This is a genomic window from Paenibacillus sp. J22P15 (assembly GCF_056269345.1).
Genome location: NZ_JBWDNT010000004.1, coordinates 537032 through 552374, shown reverse-complemented (window position 1 = coordinate 552374; position 15343 = coordinate 537032). Strand labels below are relative to the sequence as shown.

Annotated in this window: 14 protein-coding genes; 2 read left to right on the top strand and 12 right to left on the bottom strand. The window is 40.8% G+C overall.

The features are described from left to right. Nucleotides 1-798: ABC transporter substrate-binding protein (locus AC0YN6_RS13695; protein WP_475747461.1), on the bottom strand; the 798-nt coding region annotated here is incomplete at its 3' end. A 171-nt stretch (nt 799-969) separates the two neighbouring features. On the opposite strand from AC0YN6_RS13695, the gene AC0YN6_RS13690 reads away from it, so the two are divergent. Together AC0YN6_RS13690 and AC0YN6_RS13685 are read left to right on the top strand one after the other, a co-directional pair. Next, nucleotides 970-2748: a cache domain-containing sensor histidine kinase gene (locus AC0YN6_RS13690; protein WP_475747460.1), complete on the top strand. Its 1779-nt coding sequence runs from the start codon at nt 970-972 to the stop codon at nt 2746-2748. Beyond that, on the top strand, nt 2738-3481 hold the full coding sequence (locus AC0YN6_RS13685; protein ID WP_475747459.1) for a response regulator transcription factor: 744 nt from the start codon (nt 2738-2740) through the stop codon (nt 3479-3481). The genes AC0YN6_RS13690 and AC0YN6_RS13685 overlap by 11 nt, the downstream gene beginning before the upstream one ends. 481 nt (nt 3482-3962) lie before the next feature. On the opposite strand, the gene AC0YN6_RS13680 is transcribed toward AC0YN6_RS13685, so the two are convergent. The 11 genes from AC0YN6_RS13680 to AC0YN6_RS13630 form a co-directional block, all read right to left on the bottom strand. Continuing rightward, nucleotides 3963-4205: a helix-turn-helix domain-containing protein gene (locus tag AC0YN6_RS13680; RefSeq protein WP_475747458.1), complete on the bottom strand. Its 243-nt coding sequence runs from the start codon at nt 4203-4205 to the stop codon at nt 3963-3965. A 50-nt stretch (nt 4206-4255) separates the two neighbouring features. Continuing rightward, complete coding sequence (locus AC0YN6_RS13675; RefSeq protein ID WP_475747456.1) at nt 4256-4612, bottom strand: hypothetical protein; 357 nt, start codon at nt 4610-4612, stop codon at nt 4256-4258. Next, complete coding sequence (locus tag AC0YN6_RS13670) at nt 4609-4899, bottom strand: hypothetical protein (protein ID WP_475747455.1); 291 nt, start codon at nt 4897-4899, stop codon at nt 4609-4611. The genes AC0YN6_RS13675 and AC0YN6_RS13670 overlap by 4 nt, the downstream gene beginning before the upstream one ends. 37 nt (nt 4900-4936) lie before the next feature. Further along, complete coding sequence (locus tag AC0YN6_RS13665; protein ID WP_475747454.1) at nt 4937-5767, bottom strand: carbohydrate ABC transporter permease; 831 nt, start codon at nt 5765-5767, stop codon at nt 4937-4939. Next, entirely contained in the window at nt 5764-6660 is an 897-nt protein-coding gene (locus AC0YN6_RS13660) for a carbohydrate ABC transporter permease (protein ID WP_475747453.1), read from the bottom strand. The genes AC0YN6_RS13665 and AC0YN6_RS13660 overlap by 4 nt, the downstream gene beginning before the upstream one ends. A gap of 63 nt (nt 6661-6723) precedes the next feature. Then, nucleotides 6724-8049, bottom strand: a complete 1326-nt coding sequence (locus tag AC0YN6_RS13655) for an ABC transporter substrate-binding protein (protein ID WP_475747451.1) — start codon at nt 8047-8049, stop codon at nt 6724-6726. Nucleotides 8050-8120: 71 nt separating this feature from the next. Beyond that, nucleotides 8121-9458, bottom strand: a complete 1338-nt coding sequence (locus AC0YN6_RS13650; RefSeq protein ID WP_475747450.1) for an ABC transporter substrate-binding protein — start codon at nt 9456-9458, stop codon at nt 8121-8123. Nucleotides 9459-9560: 102 nt separating this feature from the next. Further along, complete coding sequence (locus AC0YN6_RS13645; RefSeq protein WP_475747448.1) at nt 9561-11192, bottom strand: response regulator transcription factor; 1632 nt, start codon at nt 11190-11192, stop codon at nt 9561-9563. Beyond that, nucleotides 11170-12792, bottom strand: a complete 1623-nt coding sequence (locus AC0YN6_RS13640; RefSeq protein ID WP_475747447.1) for a cache domain-containing sensor histidine kinase — start codon at nt 12790-12792, stop codon at nt 11170-11172. The genes AC0YN6_RS13645 and AC0YN6_RS13640 overlap by 23 nt, the downstream gene beginning before the upstream one ends. 459 nt (nt 12793-13251) lie before the next feature. Then, nucleotides 13252-14118, bottom strand: a complete 867-nt coding sequence (locus AC0YN6_RS13635; RefSeq protein WP_475747446.1) for a carbon-nitrogen hydrolase family protein — start codon at nt 14116-14118, stop codon at nt 13252-13254. Between the two features lie 28 nt (nt 14119-14146). Continuing rightward, nucleotides 14147-15292, bottom strand: coding sequence for a glycerate kinase (locus tag AC0YN6_RS13630; RefSeq protein WP_475747445.1), 1146 nt, complete (start codon nt 15290-15292; stop codon nt 14147-14149). Nucleotides 15293-15343 lie beyond the last annotated feature (51 nt).

The following is a 15343-nucleotide window of genomic DNA, read 5'->3' as shown; positions in this document are numbered from 1 at the left end:
CACAAAAGCGTTATCCATGTAGTTATCGCCCCAGTAACCGCTTTCAACCATATCCTTAATTTGATCTACGATCAATTCAGCAGTCTTACTCTCAGCAAAAGTTGCTGTGTTATTGTTCAACTTTTCAGCCATTCCCGGCTCATTCTTTTCAATAGCAGGACCAAGCTCAGGGAACCACAATGTATGATGCCAACCATCAGAGACAGCTTCGTAGATTGGCGTTATACCAGCTGCCATTATGGCCTCACTCACAACTTTCAGCTCGTTGTAAGTAGTCGGAACGTCAAGACCTAGTTCGTTAAAAATTTTCTTATTGTAAGCGACCGCCCATACAGCAGACAGGTCCTGTACAGGCTGTCCGTAAACTTTACCATTCACAGAAACTTCTACTGCAGCTAGTGGATCCAAGCGAGACACCCATTCTTCGCCAGTCAAATCAGCAGCGTTTTTTTCTACATTCAACTGCGTTATGATATCAAATTTACCCGCTTGTGAGCCAAACAAATCGGCACCTTCGCCTGTATTAAGCTTAGTAAGCAACAGGTTAGAATATTGATCGGCAGGAACGATCTGATAATCCACCTTAATACCTGTCTCTTGGGTGAACTTTTCACCAAGCTGTAGTTCAGCATCCTGTACCCAATCCTGGCTTGCCATATAAGTTAAAGTAATGTCCTCTTTCGGAGTTGTTGTTTCCGGATTCGTGGTCCCCGGTTTCTGCTCCTCCGCTGGAGAGCTGCATGCAACCACTCCTAAAATCATGAATACTGCCATTACGCAAATAAGTAGTTTCTTCATAAACTTCCTCCTAAAATCCCCCATTAGTTGACACGCTTTCATTTGTTCTTGTACAATCGCGGTATACCGAACTTGTATTCATTATAGATTCTCCTTGTTTTTGAAGGAATGTGTGATTCGTGCCACTTTCATGTATTTTTTTAACCACAGAATGATTGTTGTGAGGTTCAGATGAGACATGCTACTGTACGCTCTACATTATTATTGACCTATTCGTCGATTATTTTAATCGCTTTCTTTGTAGTGGCATTACTTTATTCCGCTATGCAAGTACCGAAACTTAAAGAACAAACTTTTGCCAATCTTTCGCAAAATGCTTTCGCTATAACCGCTTCAATGGATAATGAACTTAATCAAATGAACACTGTCGCGCTAAATATTTTATATTCGACGTCGATAAAAGATCGCTTTCATAGCTTAATTCAGGGTGGCACTGCCTCCCCTCTATCAGAAGATGCACAAGTTCTTTTGGACATTCTAGCTACGCTTATTTTTCCAAATCGGCCGGTGGATCAAATTAATTTATATTCTAAAGGAAATGACATTGTGTCGTCCGGGCTGCGTAATGGAATTTTTGTAGGCTCAGCTCGCGATCAACCGTGGTTTGAAGAGGTTGCTGCTTCTCCAAATCATCAATCTATTCAATTTACCGGTAACGATCCAGAACTGGCGAAATATTTCACTGGAAACTACGGCAAGGAGTTTGTATCATTTTCCATGCTTAATTACGACAGTTTCAATAACCCCAACGGATATATTGAAATCAAACAAAGATTAAGCTCTATCGTTTCTGCAGCAATAGATTACTCCAGTGTTTACGGCGAAAGAATCTATATTTATGACAGTGATGGCTCACTGCTATTTCCGCTAGATTCTACACCTGATCCCGATCTGTTTTTATTTGCCAAGGACCAGAACTTTCCGTTAAAGGTTACTCGCTATCTTTCTTCAACTGACAATGAGCAAATCATTTGTGTTCCTTCGAAGAAGGCTGATTTCTATACTATTATGGTGATAAGTGAGCAAAAACTATTGCAACCTGTCCATAATTTTATTATGAATATCGCACTGTCTACAGTTTGTGCCCTTATTTTCGCGCTAATATTGTCGTATTTTGCAGCACGTCGCATTACTGCGCCGATTAATGAAATCAACCAACAAATTTCCTATATCGATATTACTGCGCCTGCTCCTTTATCTCCACTACGTACAAATGTGACAGAGCTGCGCACACTGCACGAAGCATTTGATCGAATGCAATCCAAATTGGCCGAAAGCGTAAGCAAGCAACTTTTGTTGCAAACGCAAGAAATGCAGTCTCGCATGTTAGCACTTCAATCTCAGATGAACCCGCACTTTTTATTCAATAGTTTAGCTACGATTCAAGCAATGGCTGACGAAGGAATGAATACTGAAATTACAGTTATGTGTCAATCCATGTCTAATATTTTGCGCTATATTTCCTCCGATACTGAACAAGTGGTGGATATTTACGACGAAATCAGATATACAAAAGACTATCTGGATTGCATGTCTATACGTTATCAAGGTGATCTGTCCTATTCGATTAATATTCCCGAAGACATGAATCAAATAAAGATTCCAAAGCTTTGCATACAACTTATGGCCGAAAATGCAATCAAGTATTCAACAACCAAGAGCCCTCCTTACTACATCAGCATATCTGGTAGCTTCGATTCGTCTCACTATGAGATCACAATTAAAGACAATGGTCCCGGATTTTCATATGAAGCGCTTTCATTACTACATGAACAAATCGTACAAATTAACGAAACTGGTTTACTTCCCTCTTTAGAAATCAATGGGATGGGATTACTTAACATTTACATCCGCTACAGACTGTTGCATGGTTATCGGGTTATTTTTCGACTGGAAAACAACAAAAGTGGGGGGGCCTGCATTACGATTGGAGAGGAATATGATGGATAAGAAATTCAGGGTAATTGTAGCAGACGATGAAAAACTAATTGCAAAAAACATTTCCCGTAATATAGAAAAAACTAATGATTCCTTTCGTGTTATCAGTATAGTAGGAGATGGACTTGAAGCCTATGAAATGACCCAAAAGCTACTGCCCGACGTAGTTTTCAGCGATATAAAAATGCCTAGGTTGAACGGAATTGACCTTATCAAAAAACTTAATATCGAATTTCCTTCTGTTAAAAAAGTGATTATTAGCGGCTACAATGACTTCGATTTAGCTCGATCTGCAATCCGCAATAACGCTACGGACTACTTGCTCAAACCTGTCAATCCGGAGGACTTAAGAACAACCTTGCATCTGCTAGAGAATGAGCTTTTAGCTACCCAAAACGCGCTGATGCCAAAAAAGGAAGATAGCCCTGCTGAGATTGTAGAAAGTGTCATGGCATACCTTCGTCATAATTATGCAGATCAAGTGAATTTTTCTCATATTGCTGAAAAGTATAATTTTTCTTCTGCGTATCTCAGTAAAATTTTCAAAGGGCACACGCGTACATCACCCGGAAAGTATTTAATAGAATATCGATTGACAATTGCGAAAAAGCTGTTGATAGATACTGAATTATCTGTTAAAGAAATTGCCGAAAAGGTTGGATTCAATGATCCCTTCCATTTCAGTAAAAGCTTTAAAAGTGCAACAGGAATTAGCCCTGCTCAGTTTAAAGAGCACCTTTATTGATAAGATGAATTATAGGGAAGCTGCAGGATACTCAATAATGCAAGCTTGGATTTCCAACCAATGTGTCGGAAGTCCACGCCTGCTCTCAGTGACCCCTCTGTTACTTTATCAGTTCAGCTGCTAAGACTGATTGAAAATGCGAATTAACTCTTCCAACATATCTTCCAAACCGTGGAAACCAGCTATTTTATTTACAGCCAAAAGGGAACTATGTCTCAGCAACTTTAGCTTCCCTCTGCAGCCACTGGGGAATTGAAAACAAGTTGCATTGGATACTCGACACGGTTATGCGAGAGGATGAAAGCCGCGCGCGAAGCTGACATTGCGCAGAAATTCTAATTATTTTTCGCCATTTTGCTCTTAATCTGATAAAAAAAGAAACCTCACGGAAAGGCATCCTTCGTATTAGTTGAAGTATATACCGATAATACACTTCATTAATTTTATAATTAGATTTTGCATCAAGAATATTCTCAAGCTGTTATTGAGAGTGATTCTCCCCCTTTGGTTCGTTATGATCATTCGATTTTTGAATCTCCTCAGCCAACAACCAATTAAGATCAAATCCATATTTTCTTCTTAATGCTATCAAAGTATCAGCGGAGGGTTTGCTTTTACCTTTTTCTATTTCGCTAAGATTACCTTGTGATATTCCAAGAGCTGTAGAAAATTCAACTTGACTTAAACAATGTAATTTTCGAAAACATTTTTTATCACCTATCAAAATAAACTCATCCTTTCTAAATTTTTTCCTAAACTAATAGTGATTTCTCTTTATCGAAAATAAAACCCTTGAATACCAAGGACTTTGATGCCATCTGATTGTCTCATTTTGATGTTATAATCTGTCTCATATTCACCGGGGGTGAATACCTCCACTTCAGCTTGGTAATGCACCTCACCGATGTTGAATTCATGATTAAGTGAGGTTTCGGGATAAAAATCGAGGATCTTCACCTCTCGAAACGTACGCAAATACACATCACGCCATTTCCCCACTGGTGTAATACGCGGAAACCAATCCCAAGCGTAGTTAAATCGCGACTTCAGCTTGGTAATAAGGTGAGAATACCCGACTTGTCCATCGTTAAGATAAATCTCACCCTTAAAATCAAGACCTTCCAAAATCAATTCACAGCGATCCTGCACCCATTCGGAGGGAATGAAAATCCATTCTCAAAAAACCAGTCGCGATTATAAACCCACTCTTCATTCAGGCTTTCCAAACCTTGATTATAATTGCCCAACCATCCAGCACTGCGCAGGTCAATTTGCACGCCTCCAGGCACTGTCGCCTTGATCTCGGGAATGTTAGGGAGAATTTGTCTGCCCAGCTCCATGGATAACTTGGAGCGCCATTGATTTCTATAATACCCGGGTAACGTCCAATCCTCTCCGTTTAACGTCATCTGTATCATTAAACAAGCCTCCATTAATCTGTTTTGGCATTCAGGACTAACCCTTTACAGATCCTGCTGTAACGCCTTGGATAATTTTATTCTGCAAGAACATATAAACCACAAGGCTTGGCGCAATGGTGAGCGCAATGCTGGCAAGCACTTTAGGCCAGTCCGTGGAAAGGCCCATAAATTGCAAAATCGCGACGGGAACGGTTTGATATTCAGATTTTATTAGAAACACAAGTGAAAACAACAGCTCATTCCAGGTTCCCATAAAAGTGAAAATGGCCACTGTTGACATTGCCGGGGCGGAAATCGGTATTATGATCCGCGCAAAAACCCCGGGTATTGAACTTCCGTCCAAAACCGCCGATTCTTCCAGCTCCCGTGGAAGTGTTGTGAAATATCCGGAAAGAATCATGATCGCCGTCGGCAAACCAAATACGGCATAAGGAAGCACAATAACTAAACGCGGGTCCAGATATTCCCTTAATCCTTGCAAACTAATATATATAGGTATCAAAGTGGAATGTACCGGAATCAACAGTCCAAGCAAGAAGAAAGCGAGAACAAGTTTGCTTCCTTTCCATTTCAGACGGGTAAGCCCAAATGCCGCGGTTGTCGCCAATAACATAACGATTCCTACGGTTAGAATGGAGATCACAGTACTATTCAATATATTCAAATGCAAGTGGTGCTCTGTAATTACCTTCTTATACCCTTCAAGATGGAAAGATCGTGGAATCCCCCACGGATGAAGAAAGAAATCGTCCTGGGTTTTAATCGCACTCATATAAACCCATGCAAGCGGATAAAGAACGATGATGGCAATCAAGAATAAAAACCCGTAGAGAAATGTACGTTTCACGTTTTGATTTAAACTCATTTTCCAGCCCCCCTACTCTCTCTACCCTGTCTGAACATAAGAGAAATAAGCAGAGTGAAGAAAATATTCAATCCAAGAAGGAAAACGGATACCGCACTGCCGAAGCCGTACCTCATTTGTTGAAATGCCGTACTATACATGTGTAAGGCCAGAACAGTCGAAGAACGTGCCGGCCCTCCTCCCGTCAGTGCAATAACATTATCAAACGCTTTCACCGAGCTTGTTGTGATGAGGATTAGGCTAATCGTGATAAAAGGCTTCATCAAGGGAAGAATAATATGCCAAATCACCTTCCATTCGCTGGCTCCATCAATACGAGCCGATTCAAGAACTTCCGAATGTATGGTGGACATGCCCGCCAAAAAAATAACCATATGATATCCGAAAAACTGCCATGCCACAGAAATGACGACGGCATGAATGGCAAATTCCGTATCGGATAACCATGCTTTATCGAATCCTGCAAATCCAATTGCCCGGGCCGCTGTATTCAATAATCCGATGTCAGAGTGATAAATAAACTGCCAAAGCAATCCAACGGCAGTTCCCGAGATGATCACAGGAGTAAAGTACACATTGCGGAAAAACATCACTCCACGAAGTTTACTTGATAACAGGATTGCAAGGATGAGCGCGATAGGCAGCTGAAGCAATACGCTCTCCAACGTAAATATCAATGTATTCTTTAGTGCGAGTATGAAAATATCATCCTGCATAAATAATTCTTGGTAATTGTCAAAAGCGATGAACACTTTAGCTCCGACGACATTCCAATCGAAAAAACTATAATATATTGAATTGACAATAGGCAGCGGAAGAAAAAAAGTATACAGCAACAAAGCGGGTAGCACGAAAAGTGCGATCATCCACTTGTTGCGAAGCATTCTGTCCATGAATTTACACTCCTTTGTTTAATCAAGAAAGGGGATCATGAATTCGATCCCCCCTCATCTCCGTCACTTCTTTTGGTTATCCTGCTTTTTCTGCAAGTCTCCGAAAACTTTCTTCGGGTCTTTTCCCATATATAAGATTTGAGTGGCATTGTTCAATTCCGCTCCCATGAAAGCACCCAGAGGAACATCCCACGGATACATAGATCCGGTTGAATTGACCAATGACTCTTGTAATTCCACAGCTATAGGGTTAACCTCTTCCTTATTTGTTTTCACCTTAGTAGTTGTCAGGAATCCTAATTTGGCAAGAGCCTCTTGACGCTCTTGCGAGAAAGCAAACTTAAGGAAAGCAATCGCTTCTTCCTTATGTGCGCTTTCTTTGGCAATCGACAGGGAGACGTTCGGAATGATGAGGAAATGATTTTTGCTTCCTGTTCCGCCTGCTATGTCAGGGAAATTAAAGATGCCCAGTTTATCACCTAAATTTTCATATAGGCTGGGGATCCTCCATGTACCCATTGCAAACATACCTGCTTTACCCTCTGCCAATTTGGCCTCACTTTCCGAAGTATGAACGCTGTTAACATCCTTCTCAAAAGCGCCTAATTTCACTAATTCCTGCAAAGTGTTTGCGGCTTGGATGAGCGGCTCGCTTGTCCAAGGTTCTTTATGATCCATAACAATGTTTTGATACGCTTCCAAACCGCCAATGCGCTCGGCAATCATCATATAAGGGATCGTGCCAGTCCATGAGTCCTTGTTGGGAACCGTCATCGGAATAATCCCGTTCTCTTTCAAGGACTTAACGACATTCAAAAACTCTTCATATGTTTGCGGCTCTTGCAAGTTATATTTCTTAAATACGTCTTTGTTATAATAAATAATTTCCGAATCTAAAGTGGAGGGGATCCCATAGATACCTCCATCAAAGGTTGTTGCTTTCAAAGGCTCTTCTTGAAGAAAGCCTTTCCATTCCGGGTCACTCTCAATGGCTTCACGCAAATCAAGTAGTCGGCCTGATTCCACAAAGGGCCGCATCCTTTCCAGCGTCCAGCCTTGGACGATGTCCGGCACGTTATTGGCCGCCATCTCCGTCGTCACCACCGTCAAATACTGATCGCCAGAGGCATTTGCCGTCACATCAAATTCAATATGAGGATTTTTTTCTTTGAACAGTTTCATATTTTCCGACATCCAATCAAAATACAAATCCTTAGATGGATCCTTCGCCAGCATGACACGCAGTGTGACTTTTTCCTTGTCTCCTTCTGGATTGGATGAGGCGGAGCCGTTATTCCCTGATTGGGAATTTGAGGAACACGCAATTACGAAGCTCATCACTAACACCAATAAGAAACTCACTTTTAAAGCCCTTACATTATGTTTCAATCTTCTTTCCCCCTAGCTATAATGTTGGAACGTGATCTTACGTTTTCTAGAATAGATCATTAATTCTGCGGTCACTTCTTTTGCTTGTCCTGCTTTTTTTGCAAGTCTCCGAAAACTCCCATCGGGTCTTTTCCCATGTATAAGACTTGAGTAGCATTATTCAATTCCGCACCCATGAATGCCCCCAGAGGTACATCCCATGGATACATTGATCCGGTCGAATTGGCCAATGACTCCTGTAATTTCGCAGTCATAGGGTTAACCTCATCCGGATTCACTTTTACTTTGGTTGTCGTCAGGAATCCTAATTTTGCCACCGCCTCTTGGCGTTCTTGCGAGAAGGTAAACTTCAGGAAAGCAATTGCTTCTTCCTTATGTTTGGATTGATTAGCAATTGACAGCGCTTTATTCGGAATGATCAAGAAATGATCTTTGCTTCCTTTTCCGCCAGCCATGTCAGGGAAATTAAAGTAGCCTAGTTTATCGCCTAAATTTTCATATAAGCGGGGCATCGCCCATGTACCCATTGCATACATACCTGCTTTACCCTCTGCCAATTTGGCCTCACTTTCCGAATTAAGAACACTGTTAACATCCTTCTCAAAAGCGCCTAATTTCACTAGGTCCTGCAATGTGTTAGCGGCTTTGATGAACGGCTCGCTTGTCCAAGGGTCTTTATGATCCATAACTATGTTTTGATACGCTTCCAAACCACCGATGCGCTCAGCAATCATCATATATGGGATCGTGCCGGTCCATGAGTCCTTATTGGGAACCGTAAGCGGAATAATCCCGTTCTCTTTCAAGGTTTTAACAATATTCAAAAAATCCTCATACGTTTGCGGCTCTTCCAGGTTATATTTCGCAAATACCTCTTTGTTGTAGAAAATGACTTCTGCATCCAAAGTAGCTGGGATACCATAAGTGCCGCCATCAAACGTCGTTGACTTTAAAGGATCTTCTTGAAGAAAGCCCTTCCATTCCGGGTCACTCTCAATGGCTTCACGCAAATCAAGAAGTCGACCCGCTTCCACAAAGGGCCGCATCCTTTCCAGCGTCCAGCCTTCAACGATGTCTGGCACGTTATTGGCCGCCATCTCCGTTGTCACCATCGTCAAATACTGTTCCGAGGAGGCATTTGCCACTACGTCAAATTCAATATGAGGATTTTTTTCTTTAAATAGTTTCATATTTTCGGTCATCCAATCGACAAACAAATCCTTGGACGGCTCCTTCGACAGCATGACGCGCAGCGTGACTTTATCCTTATCTCCTCCTCCTTGATTCCCAGTATCAGATGAAGCCGGGACGTTATTCCCTGATTGAGAATTTGAAGAACACGCAATGACGAGGATCATCACTAACATCAACACAAAACTTACTTTTAAAGCCCTTACATTTTTCTTCATTTCTCTTTCCCCCTAATGTTGGAATGTAATTATATGTTAAGTATGAGGGAATACAATAAAAGGGATAAGGGGACAAATATGACTTTTCGTTTAAAATAATGACTAGAATAGATCATCAAAGTTATCCCTGTACTCGGAAGGTGTCAATCCGGTATATTTCTTGAATTTCGTTGCGAAATACTGAGGGTCCGTAAATCCGACCAACTCTGCTACTTCATATACTCTACATTGTGGATCCCTAAGCAATTGTTTTGCTTTTTCGAGACGATATCTTGTCAGCATATCTGTAAATGTTTGATTGCATTCTGCTTTAATTAATCTACTTAAGTAGTTGCTGTTCAGGTGTACGCTCTCCGAAATCCATAGTAAGGAGATACTTTCCCGATAGTGTTCCGAGATGAGTGCTAGTACGCGATCCACAATTTTTTTGTGCCCCGTTCGGGTTTGTTTGTATATGTCACTTGCAACCCTGGAGATGTAGCCCTGGAACAGTTCATGCAATTGCTCGAATGAATGGGCGTTGATCATGCTTTCGAATATACTGTGATTTTCATCGGAAATGATGAAGCGCGCGGTAGAGATCAAACTCACAATTTGCGCTGTCAACCCTATGCATATCGTCTTTGCGTCCGGCAATTTTTCTTTGCAGCTTTCAAATATTTGGAATAGGCTACTAACTTGATCTTTAGCATCATCCTTATTTCCTATCTTTAAGGCTCTTAACATCGATTCCGAAATATCCGTATAATTCGAAATATGTGAAGATGAGCGCCAAAGAGATGGGGGATTCGGGATATCAGGGCTAGGCAAGTCATCGTAAAAAATAATAGAATTGGTTCCTAGATAAAAAATGTGTTGGAGGGATTCATACGCCTCCAAGTAAGCTTTGTTCAATTTGACATATGACGCATGTATGGAAGATACTCCAATGGATACACTGAGTCTCGGTTGAAGGTGGGTTACATTCTCTAGGATACTCTCACATTTCTGCATGAACGGACTAAATTCATAGATGTCATGGTCTTTATAAATGATTGCGTAGTTATCATGTCCCAAAGGAACATATATCGTTCCATCATATTCTTGAAAGTACAAACGCAACCGATGTTCCGTGGTTAATCGACTCAGTTGATGCTCCTTCGTTTTTTGAGATTGCCTATCTGTGATTTCGGCCTTGATCAACAACAAGCGGAAGGATTGATCCTTCATCTCATAGATCTGGAGTGTTTCTGTCAATTCCGTCTGCTCAAATGACATCGGAGATAAGATTATTTTCTGAAGATAGGCTTGCCTGTAAAAGTACAGGTTTTGTTTCAATTCGTTCCGAAAAACTTCAATTTGCAAGTCTCTTTCCCTTTCCGCCTCAAAGTCCAGTATTGCTTTTTCCAAAATTTGATGGAGTTCATGGTATGATGTCGGTTTTAATAAATAATCAAAGGCCCCAAGCTGAACAGCACGACGAGTATATTCAAAATCGCTGTAACCGCTAAGCAGTATGATCCGTGTATGCGGATAACTTGCAGCTACTTTCTCCATCAATTCAAGACCATCCATACCCGGCATGCGAATGTCGGTGATCATGATATCCGGACAGTCCTTTTGTATCAGTTCTATAGCCTCGGATCCATGAGACGCCTCGTTAATAACCGCACACCCTAAACTCTTCCAATCAATGGAGGTGCGGATCCCTTCGCGGATCACATTTTCATCATCAACAATGAGTACTTTGTACATTTGCTTCCAACCCCTCTGGAAGTTTGACTGAAATACGGGTTCCTTTTTCCGGAATACTGTATATTTCAAGACCATAACCTTCACCAAAAAATAAATTCAATCTCTTATGAACGTTCATTAAACCAATACTTTTCTTGGGACTGACGTCTTCCTCATTGAATACGGAACGAATCGTTTCTTCGTTCATACCGCAGCCGTTGTCCTCAATTTTTATGCACACCTTATTATCCCGCTCCTCACCGATAACCCGGATTTTACCTTCCCCAACCTTGTCGCGAAAACCGTGGATAATGCTGTTTTCGACGAGGGGCTGTAACGAAAGCCGCGGAATGGTCACGCCAAGAAGATGTTCAGGAATATCAATAAAAACACTCAGCTTGTCCCCAAATCGAATTTTTTGAATCCCCAAGTACTTATTCACATGAATGATTTCATCACCTAAGGTAACCATTTCTCTTTGTGTGTCTATGCTGTAACGCATAATATCCGCTAGCATCGAGGTCATGTCGCATATTTCCGGAACGCGGTTCATCCTCCCCATCCAATTGATGGCTTCCAATGTGTTATAGAGGAAATGCGGATTGATCTCTGCTTGTAGAGCCCGCATTTCAAGCTCATGCCCCATCGTCTGGAGTTGAGCCTGATTTTCAATGGATGTGCGCAAACGGCTGAGCATATTGTTGAATGAGGATGCAAGCACGGTCAGTTCATCATTTCCGACGTAATTTACGTTGACATTTAAATCGTTAGATTCAATATTCCGCATTTCTTTGACAATTCGTATAATGGGTTTTGAAAGATTAGATGCAATCACTCGGGCCAAAAGAATAGCTAACAAAGTGAAGATTAGGGAGCAAATCAACACCCAGTTCCGGACAATGTGCGCGCCCGACAACAGTTCGCTTTCCGGAAATCGATAAAGATAAATCCAACTCGTTAAATCCGACTGGAGGTAGTGGTAAAAATATTTTTCCGTTTCATTCGAAAAAAAATGCCCGGTCGGCGACTTTAATTGTTTAAAGATGGTAGATTCATAAGGTTGGCCTATATCATTGGAATTTCGACTCGATATGATATAACCTTTGGGATCAAGGACGACCAACTCGCCGTCTATTCTTAAATCTTGTCCTTCAATAATTCGATTGATTGTGTTTTCCTTAATAAAAAGGACTAGTGTTCCTAAAGGTTTTATCGTTGTCAAATCATTAATTTGTCTAACGAGAGGGATAACTCGGTTTCCTTGAGCGCTTAAGCGTGTTTTCAGCCAAACGCTTTTCCCATCCCCCTTTGCAGCTTCCGAAATAAATTCCGCTTCATCTTCACTTTCTAACATTATGTTCGAAGAATTAATCTGCTCCCCGTTACGGTTAATTAAAAAAACGGACTCCACATCAGAATGGGAAATCAGAAAACCGGTTAACGTATCCAATATTGTTTTTAATCGATAGTTTTCACTATCCATTCCAGACAAATATCGCACCACTTCTCCATTGTGGAAAAATTGAATTGTATCTTGATCCAATCGATTTAATTGAACGTCTATGGTATCGCTGGTATGACGATTGATGGTTTGCGCATACGACATAGTTCTCTCTAACATTTGATTCCTGCTAATATATATTGAAGAAACGCTAACCAAAAAAATTGAAAAAATGATCAGCAACGGATAGGTCAATAATAGCTTATGTTTGATCTTGTAGTTTTTCAAATGCAGAAACCGAAAAGCTTTCAAAATGACTCTTCTCCTTTAGAATCTCAACTTTCGCAGACTAAATAGGCAGACAAACCTTGATCTAGTTGGGCAAAATCGAAATCCAGTTAGTAAGCGCGTCTCACAGTAAATAAAACAAGCCGCCCACTTTTTTTGTAGGCGGAGCAGAGATTTCGTGTATTTGAGTACGACCATTAATCTAAGCATTGCTTGAATGCCGAGCCCGGTATTCTTTTGGCGTGACCCCGAATTTTTTCTTAAACATGCGCTCAAAATATGCTAAAGTGTTAAATCCCGAAGTTCACAGCAATGCAACTTTTCTTCTCACCTTTTTCAATTTTTCCAGCTCTATGATAATTTTCTATGTATGTCTGCGAGTTGTTCATACATTCGTGTTGTTAAGTCACGTAAAACAGGAAAATAAGGACGAACTTTATGATGAGCTTGAATATCTATATCAGCTAGAGTGATGCATTCTCCCTCGTATGGTGCTTTACAGAGAATTGGATGACCAGGTATCTTCGTCTCCTTGTCTCCTGCTCCTACGATACAGCCTCCGCCCCAATACTCGGTATCCCCTTCTTTACCAACAAGGTTCGTATAAACAAAATTAATTGCATTTTCCATCGCCCTAACTTTTACAATAGGTTCAAAAATATCTTTTTCAAATGCTGGTGAACCTGAAATACCGATGATTAAATCGGCACCTTTCAGGGTCAGCATACGTGCTAATTCGGGAAAAAAGATATCGTAACAGATTAATACTCCTATTTTTCCTATTGCTGTATTGTATACCGGTAAGTCCTCACCTGCTTTAAAATATCTGCGGTCTGGAAACGCTCCAGGTCCTGATTGGTCTGTCGCGTGTCCTGGCAATGTGTTCTTTCTCCATTTTCCAATATATCCATTCGGCCCTACCAATGCAGCGGAATTATATAGAATGCCACCAATACCTTTCTCCGGCATACCCCAAACAATGTGAACTTCATGGGTACGAGCCAAATCTTCAAAAAAACGAGTAGCCTCCCCCGGGATTGGTTCCGCTACTTCAAAAAAGTTATCTCCACAGTTATATCCGCTTAAAGCAAGTTCCGGGAAAACAACTAACTTGGTCCCGTTTTCCACCGCTTCAAGGGTTAAATCCTTCATCTTCTCCAAGTTTTTGTTTTTATCACCCGTAATGGGTGTAATTTGTCCAATTGCCACTTTTGTCATTTTCGATTGCTCCTTTTCTAAAAAAAGATTAACTGTCAATAACTGTACGGTTACAATCAACCAGTTTAATCAGCCTTGCTAAATCACGTGATGACTCAAAAAGTAATTGTTTAGCATTTTTCATAGATTCCTGTAAACTAATTGGACCTTGTGTAATGGATTGGCAACTAATGAAATAATCATATAATTGCTCATATCCATCACCCAATGATCCAGAAATCAATAACGATTTGACATTATATTGCTTTGCAATTTTTGCAACATAAACAGGAACTTTTCCATATACGGTTTGAAGATCTGACTGTCCCTCTCCAGTAATGACCCAATCTGCAGATTTAATTTGCTCTTCCAATCCTATAGCTTGTGCTACAATTTGCGCACCTGATTGAATTTTTGCGCCAAGTACTAAAAAGGCAAAGCCCAAACCTCCAGCAGCACCCGCACCAGGTATATTTTGTAGTGATTTACCTAACGTTTTTTCACAAAGGGCGGCACAGTGTTTTAAACCCAGATCCAATTTTATAATTTCATCCTTTTTTGCACCTTTTTGCGACCCAAACACATACGATGCTCCTTTTAATCCACATAGTACATTTTCTACATCACTTGCGACTGTAAGTTCACATTCAGCTAGTAGAGGGTTGATACCAGACAAATTAATAGTATGAATTTTTTCTAGAGCACCTCCATTAGGAGGAACATCGGCACCTTTCTGATCAAGGAAAACAGCGCCCAAGGCCTGTAACATACCAATTCCACAATCATTGGTAGCGCTTCCACCTAATCCAAATAAAAATTTACGATACCCCTCATTCAACGCATGGTTAATCAGTTCTCCCATGCCATAAGAGGTTGTAATCATCGGATTCCTTTCAGTAATCATCTGTAAGCCTGCAATACTTGCCACTTCAATTATTACAGTCTGATTATCCCCTAAAATCCCATAGCAGGAATTTGTTACTTCACCTAATGGACCAGTGGCTCTTACTTCCACTTTTCTTCCGAGTGTGGAGTAAACCAATGCATCAATCGTTCCTTCTCCTCCATCGGCCATTGGAAATACATTTACTTTAGCAGATGGAATTTCAGTTTCAAATCCTTTTTGTAAACTAAGTGCAACTTCTCTTGCCGAAAGACATTCTTTAAAAGAATCAGGAGCTATTATGATTCGCATCTCTAACCTCACTTGTCATTCTATTCTACATTGTCTTAATATTAATATATC

Coding starts and splice junctions, on each gene's coding strand:
- AC0YN6_RS13690 (WP_475747460.1), top strand. CDS start 970: ATGAGACATGCTACTGTACGCTCTACATTATTATTGACCTATTCGTCG.
- AC0YN6_RS13685 (WP_475747459.1), top strand. CDS start 2,738: ATGATGGATAAGAAATTCAGGGTAATTGTAGCAGACGATGAAAAACTA.
- AC0YN6_RS13670 (WP_475747455.1), bottom strand. CDS start 4,899: ATGATACAGATGACGTTAAACGGAGAGGATTGGACGTTACCCGGGTAT.
- AC0YN6_RS13665 (WP_475747454.1), bottom strand. CDS start 5,767: ATGAGTTTAAATCAAAACGTGAAACGTACATTTCTCTACGGGTTTTTA.
- AC0YN6_RS13660 (WP_475747453.1), bottom strand. CDS start 6,660: ATGGACAGAATGCTTCGCAACAAGTGGATGATCGCACTTTTCGTGCTA.
- AC0YN6_RS13650 (WP_475747450.1), bottom strand. CDS start 9,458: ATGAAGAAAAATGTAAGGGCTTTAAAAGTAAGTTTTGTGTTGATGTTA.
- AC0YN6_RS13645 (WP_475747448.1), bottom strand. CDS start 11,192: ATGTACAAAGTACTCATTGTTGATGATGAAAATGTGATCCGCGAAGGG.
- AC0YN6_RS13640 (WP_475747447.1), bottom strand. CDS start 12,792: ATGTTAGAGAGAACTATGTCGTATGCGCAAACCATCAATCGTCATACC.
- AC0YN6_RS13635 (WP_475747446.1), bottom strand. CDS start 14,118: ATGACAAAAGTGGCAATTGGACAAATTACACCCATTACGGGTGATAAA.
- AC0YN6_RS13630 (WP_475747445.1), bottom strand. CDS start 15,292: ATGCGAATCATAATAGCTCCTGATTCTTTTAAAGAATGTCTTTCGGCA.